This is a genomic window from Pseudomonas sp. NBRC 111143, assembly GCF_001320965.1.
Taxonomy (GTDB): Bacteria; Pseudomonadota; Gammaproteobacteria; order Pseudomonadales; family Pseudomonadaceae; genus Aquipseudomonas; species Aquipseudomonas machongensis.
The window spans coordinates 80805-86904 of sequence record NZ_BCBT01000024.1 but is presented as its reverse complement, the minus strand read 5'-3'; the positions used below and the strand labels follow the sequence as shown (position 1 = coordinate 86904).

General features: G+C 59.8%; 5 protein-coding genes. 3 read left to right on the top strand and 2 right to left on the bottom strand.

The features are described from left to right. Window positions 1–1036 (bottom strand): group II intron reverse transcriptase/maturase (ltrA, locus tag APH44_RS15060; RefSeq protein ID WP_082430645.1); only part of this gene is annotated, 1036 nt, incomplete at its 3' end. 1237 nt (window positions 1037–2273) lie between these two features. Between ltrA and dprA the strand changes: the two genes are divergently transcribed. The 3 genes from dprA (at window position 2274) to APH44_RS15045 (ending at window position 4732) form a co-directional block, all read left to right on the top strand. Then, the gene (gene dprA / locus APH44_RS15055) at window positions 2274–3371 is read left to right on the top strand and encodes a DNA-processing protein DprA (RefSeq protein ID WP_054893407.1); all 1098 of its coding nucleotides are present in this window, start codon (window positions 2274–2276) and stop codon (window positions 3369–3371) included. 37 nt (window positions 3372–3408) lie between these two features. Next, window positions 3409–3966 carry an L-threonylcarbamoyladenylate synthase gene (locus APH44_RS15050; RefSeq protein WP_054893406.1) on the top strand — a complete coding sequence of 186 codons (558 nt, stop codon included), beginning with the start codon at window positions 3409–3411 and terminating at the stop codon, window positions 3964–3966. A gap of 457 nt (window positions 3967–4423) precedes the next feature. Next, a complete protein-coding gene (locus tag APH44_RS15045) occupies window positions 4424–4732 on the top strand; it encodes a DUF6124 family protein (RefSeq protein ID WP_054893405.1) in 309 nt (102 codons plus the stop codon). A 355-nt stretch (window positions 4733–5087) separates the two neighbouring features. Here APH44_RS15045 and APH44_RS15040 read toward each other — a convergent pair whose 3' ends face one another. Continuing rightward, the gene (locus tag APH44_RS15040) at window positions 5088–6065 is read right to left on the bottom strand and encodes an NADPH:quinone reductase (RefSeq protein ID WP_054893404.1); all 978 of its coding nucleotides are present in this window, start codon (window positions 6063–6065) and stop codon (window positions 5088–5090) included. Window positions 6066–6100: the final 35 nt, after the last annotated feature.

The window sequence follows — 6100 nt, the reverse complement described above, 5'->3', positions numbered from 1 at the left end:
CCTTAACGTTCTTCTTGCTCGGCTTGATCAGTAACGTTCCTTCGTATTTCCGGAAACTCCATCCAAGGAAGTCGAAGCCTTCGTCGATGTGAGCAACACGCGTTTTCTTGAGTGACAACCGCAATCCTCGCGTCGCGAGGAACTGTTCTACCCAAGGTTTTACTTCGTTCTCCAGCACCTCCGAGGAGGTGCCAGTAATTACGAAGTCATCTGCGTATCGCACCACATTCACCTTCAGTTTCTTCGCCCTTGTCACTCCTAGGTATTGCTTGAGGAGTGTTTCCAGACCATCCAGTGCCAGATTTGCCAACACCGGGGAGATAATTCCCCCTTGTGGCGTGCCTGCGTCCGTTGCGTGCAACTGCCCCTTGTGGATGACTCCAGCCTTTAACCACTGCTGAAGCATCCGGGTATCCGTAGGGGCGTTCCTTAGCAGCCATTCGTGGTTGATGTTGTCGAAGAACCCTTCGATGTCTGCGTCCAGAACCCAACAGGCGGAAGCCTGTTTGGAAAGACACAGGAAGAGCTGCGCCATCGCATCCGCCGTACAACGTTCGATCCTGAAGCCGTAGCTATTAGGATCGCCATGGGTTTCGGCGATGGGAGACAGGGCTAGCATGTACAGCGCTTGCATAGCCCTATCCGTCATGGTCGGTATGCCCAATGGGCGTTCCCGTCCATCCGACTTCGGGATGTAGACTCGCCGTAGTGGCCGAGCCCGGTAACCCCGCGTCTTCAACTGACCAACCGCGTTCCATTTCGCGATGGGTGTGTCCCAGAGTTGCTTATCGACTCCCGCCGTGCGGCTTCCCTGATTTTCCGTGACTCTCCGTACAGCCAAGTACCTGGCCGACTTCGAGCGAGTAAGCATTCGTTGCAGGGATTTAACCCTGCGCCATTTGCCTTCCCGACAAGCCTTCGCAATTCGCACCTGCATTCCCCGGACATTCCGCTGAACTCGACGCCAATCGACGTCATGCCACTGCTGCGGAGTGCCGGAAAGCGCAGACTCACCTTGCTGGCTGAGCTCTTTCATGCTGCTTTCCTCTCAAAGTGATACCACCCGAGCGGAAGGCGCACGTACCCCTGAGGGGCGCGTGCACCCCGTCAGGGTTGGATGATCAAGGGCCAATGAAGCCAGCCCTGAAGTTGATGAGACGGTCTCAGTCAGAGTCATTGCGACAGAAGACCACGCAGAAGTCTGCCCGGTTTCCCGTGGGGTGATGTTCCAACCCCTATCCAAGCCATTACAGCCTGGCGTTCGCTTTCTCTGCGATCCCATACCCGCACCGCCAACAGTGTTCCTTACGGTTCACCTGCCCAAAGGGCAGCGATACGGGCTTACCACGTTCCCTGTCTGTCACACGACTGGGTTAGGACCTACCTTTTTCACCGGGGATCTTGGAAGACGACGTATCCCCAGCTCAGACGGGGATATCCGATCACGTACCTTTTGGTTCAAGCCTGTCAGCAGCTTTGGCTTGGCTATGTTTACGGTGTTTATCAGTAGTTCACATATGTTGCCCATACCAGTCAGCCTAGCGCCTTAACCCGGCACTGCTCCGAGTCTCTGCACCCCTCCTCGCGGAGAGAATGCACCCGAGATGGGGGCTACATTGTCAGACGGGCTTCACACACCACCGTTGCCAGTAATGCATGCCGTCGTAGGCTACCGTTGGTCGCACAACGAGTCCGCTACTGCTCCGTGTGGGCGGCAGTTGGACAATGACAGACAGAGCTTCCGCTCATGTCTCCTGAGGAAAAGCCGAGCCAAGACGGTAATGACCGTTGGTCGGTTATTTGTTACCTCCTGCAATGAAAACGAGCAGGAGGTGACCCCTGCGGGGATCTACACTCCCGCGTGGGTTAAGTCTAAGAGGCCCTCCAAAACCGGGAGTGCCGGTTCTGCGGTCGTGCTACCGAGAGCTGAACGACCTTGGGTTTTGCCATCCGCCGCAGCGGTAAGTCCTTGAAGGCATTGGACTTCTGGGTTGGTTTTGTTTCTTGGGGATGGATACCCAAGTATTCGATTTCCTTGCAGAAATCCCATCAAGCTGGCCATACAGCTTGGTGGAGGAGACACGCTACGCGTGTCGCACCTGAGCACACATAATAAAGGGAAATGGAGCGTTCGGCACCTGTGAAGCTTGGCTAGGGTCTCTATGGGCTTGATAGCTGCCGTTTTGATCGACAGCTTTTCAAAGTGTTACTCACAAAGTTATCCACAGGATGTGCCGCTTCATTGGCCTCCTGCCGATCAAGGACGGTCCACCATGAACCCATCCCGCTCGTCGCCTTGCACTCCGGCGGAACTGGAGGCGCGGCTGCGTCTGCATCGCCTTCCCGATATTGGCTTGCGTCGTTTCCATACCCTCATCGAAGCATTCGGCAGCGCGTCTTCGGCACTCAGTGCCCCGGCCAGCGCGTGGCGTGCTCTAGGCCTGAAGGCTTCCAGTATAGACGCCCGGCGTAGTGCGCAAGTACGCGATGGCGCATTGGCTGCAATGGCCTGGCTAGAGCGTCCGGGCCAGTGTTTATTGATGTGGGACGGCCCTGGATACCCGGCATTGCTGGCCGAGATAGACGATCCGCCGCCTTTGCTTTTCGTGGCCGGTGACCCTGCCCTGCTCGAACGGCCGCAGTTGGCGATCGTGGGCAGCAGGCGTGCTTCACCCCCGGCGCTGGATACGGCCGGTGCGTTTTCCCGTTGCCTGGCTCAGGCCGGGTTCACTATCACCAGCGGCTTGGCACTGGGTATCGACGGCGCCGCTCATCGGGCTGCGTTGAACGTTGGCGGCCACACGATCGGGGTGCTCGGCACAGGGTTGCAAAAACTTTATCCACAGCGCCATCGCGACTTGGCACGTGCCATGATCGACAGCGGCAGCGCGCTGGTTTCGGAGTACCCGCTGGACGCCGGACCACTGGCCGGCAACTTCCCGCGGCGCAACCGCATCATCAGCGGCCTGTCGCTCGGCGTGCTGGTCGTGGAGGCCAGCCTGGCCAGCGGCTCGTTGATCACGGCCCGGCTGGCTGCCGAACAGGGACGGGAGGTGTATGCGATTCCCGGCTCCATTCACCACCCGGGCGCCAAGGGTTGCCATCAACTTATTCGCGATGGTGCGCTGCTGGTGGAGAGTGTCGGGCAGATCCTCGACAGCCTGCGCGGTTGGCAGAACCTGCCTCCTGCGTCTGTGGAGAAACCGGGTCATCCACTGCTGGCGTTGCTGCATGCCGCTCCGCAGACCAGCGAGGGCCTGGCCCACAGCAGCGGGCTGCCATTGGCCCAGGTACTGGCCAGTCTGACCGAGCTCGAACTCGAAGGACGGGTCAGCAGTGAAGCCGGACGTTGGTTTGCCCGTTCCGCCTAAGTACACTGCGCATCAGGCTTAAAGCGGAGAGACAGCAATGGTGAGCAGTTGGCGTGTGCAACAAGCCGCGCGTGAGGTGAAGGCGGGTGCGGTGATCGCCTATCCAACGGAAGCGGTCTGGGGCCTGGGCTGCGACCCGTGGAACGAAGACGCGGTGTACCGCCTGTTGGCGCTCAAGTCACGCCCTGTGGATAAGGGCCTGATCCTGGTCGCCGACAACATCCGCCAGTTCGACTTCCTGTTCGAGGATTTCCCCCAAGACTGGATCGATCGCATGGGCAGCACCTGGCCGGGCCCGAACACCTGGCTGGTGCCGCACCAGGACCTGTTGCCCGAATGGGTGACCGGCCAGCACGATACGGTGGCGCTCCGGGTCAGCGATCATCCCCAGGTGCGCGAGCTGTGCGCGCTGGTCGGGCCGCTGATCTCCACCTCCGCCAACCCGGCCGGGCGGCCGGCGGCCAAGAGCCGGTTGCGGGTGGAACAGTATTTCCACAACCAGCTGGACCTGGTGCTTGGTGGGGCGCTGGGCGGACGCAGGAATCCGAGTGTGATTCGCGATCTGGTCACGGGCGAAGTCGTGCGGCCGGGGTGATTGTTCGACACTTGTAGGAGCGGGCTTGCCCGTGAAAAGGCCACCGCGGTGCATGGCACCGGCTCTGCCGGTGTTCGCGGCGGTTTCGGCGCCCCGAACAAGCCCGCTCCTACAAAGGAGAGAGGCGCCGCTCATCAGGGTTTTCTGATTCTGGTCCTCAAGACTGCACATTTTTGATTTAGGGAAATATCCTACGCGGCCTATCGATCGCCATTACCTTCTCAGTGGGAACGTCTCCCTCTAGGCTCCAGACCATCGCCGAACAACTTGGCGATCGGGTGTGGTAACCCGGGAAAACTGAGAAAGACAATGCCGTCATGGCGGCTGTACGCGGGAGGCCTTCGGGCCTACCGGGGTCTTTGTCTTTTCTCCTCCGGCTTACCACCCCGTGTACAGCTGCCACCCTCATTCGTGTGGTAACGAGTGTTGTGTCAGCAAATATCGAGCGAGAAATGACATGACCGATAAGCTGATTCCTGATCCACCACTCCCCAAAACCACCACCCACCCCTTCGGCCGCTGCGATGCCGGCCATCCCCCGCTCTTCACCGTCAACCCCGACATCGAACCCCACGACGCCTTGGTCCACGTCGCGCTCTACCTGCGCTGTGCCTACGACACTGGCATCAAAGCCATTGACCACCTGAGCGACAGCGGTCGGGGCATGTTCTGGTCGAGCCTGCATGCCATCGAGCTGGCAGAGGGCCTGGTCGAAGCGATGCTGGATGGGATCGAGACTGAGCCAACACCTTCGAAAAAGCCCTGAGGTTATGACCTTGAGAAATCCGGCTACCGTCGCTTTGGATGAGACTGAATATTTGCTTGCGAGTAAACGTAATACGAGTCGTCTGAATGCCTCTATCAAGCAATTCCAGAAAGGCATACGCCTAATAGTTTGGAAGCCTTCGCAGACATTGCTACCAGGCGACAAGTCGAGTGCGAATCACCATCGATAGCTTACTTGGAAGCACTTGTTTGTTAGTTGTTCTTGAGAGCGGTGCTGGTTTCAAGGGACTCTGATTTCCAAGGGTGGACATTTCTTATTTTAGGGAAATTTCCTACGAAGGCTGACCCCTCCATGGGAGCGGGTTCGGTACGCCGAACCACCGCTCCCGCAGGACTCAGGGCAACAGCACCGTCGACCCCACCGTCTGTCGCGCCGACAAGGCCTCCTGCGCTTTCGCCGCCTCGCTCAACGGATACCGCTGCTGGATATCCACCACCAGCTTGCCACTGGCAATCATCGCGAACAGGTCATCGGCCATGGCCTGGGTGTTCTCGGCGTTATTGGCGTAGCTGGCCAGGGTCGGCCGGGTCACGTACAGCGAGCCCTTCTGCGACAGAATTCCCAGGTTCACGCCACTCACCGCGCCGGAGGCATTGCCGAAGCTCACCATCAAGCCACGCGGGCGCAGGCAGTCGAGCGAAGTCAGCCAGGTGTCGGCACCCACGCCGTCATACACCACCGCGCACTTCTTGCCTTCTGTCAGCTCCAGCACACGCTTGGCCACGTCTTCATGGCTGTAGTCGATGGTCGCCCAGGCCCCGAGCGCCTTGGCGCGCTCGGCTTTTTCTGCCGAACTGACAGTGCCGATCAGCTTGGCGCCCAAGGCCTTGGCCCATTGGCAGGCCAGCGAGCCGACGCCACCTGCTGCGGCGTGGAACAGAATGAAGTCGCCGGGCTGCACCGCGTAGGTCTGCTTGAGCAGGTACTGGGTGGTCAGGCCCTTGAGCATCACGGCTGCAGCCTGCTCGAAGCTGATGCTGTCGGGCAGCTTCACCAGGTTCGCTTCCGGCAGGGTGTGGTATTCGCCATAAGCGCCCAGCGGCCCGCCGCCGTAGCCGACGCGGTCGCCGACCTTCAAGCGGGTGACGCCCTCGCCCACCGCATCGACCACACCCGCACCTTCGGTGCCCAGGCCTGAAGGCAGTGATGGCGGCGCGTAGAGCCCGCCACGGAAATAGGTATCGATGAAGTTCAGACCGATCGCATGGTTGCGCACGCGCACCTGCTGCGGGCCGGGCGGTGTCGGTTCGAAGTCCACGAGCTGCAGGACTTCCGGGCCGCCATGCTGGCTGAACTGAATACGCTTGGCCATCACACACTCCTGTTGTCGTCATCGCAAAGGCCCTC

What these genes read in the sequence shown, in the direction of transcription:
- dprA (WP_054893407.1), top strand. Translation starts at nt 2,274, where the DNA reads ATGAACCCATCCCGCTCGTCGCCTTGCACTCCGGCGGAACTGGAGGCG.
- APH44_RS15050 (WP_054893406.1), top strand. Translation starts at nt 3,409, where the DNA reads ATGGTGAGCAGTTGGCGTGTGCAACAAGCCGCGCGTGAGGTGAAGGCG.
- APH44_RS15045 (WP_054893405.1), top strand. Translation starts at nt 4,424, where the DNA reads ATGACCGATAAGCTGATTCCTGATCCACCACTCCCCAAAACCACCACC.
- APH44_RS15040 (WP_054893404.1), bottom strand. Translation starts at nt 6,065, where the DNA reads ATGGCCAAGCGTATTCAGTTCAGCCAGCATGGCGGCCCGGAAGTCCTG.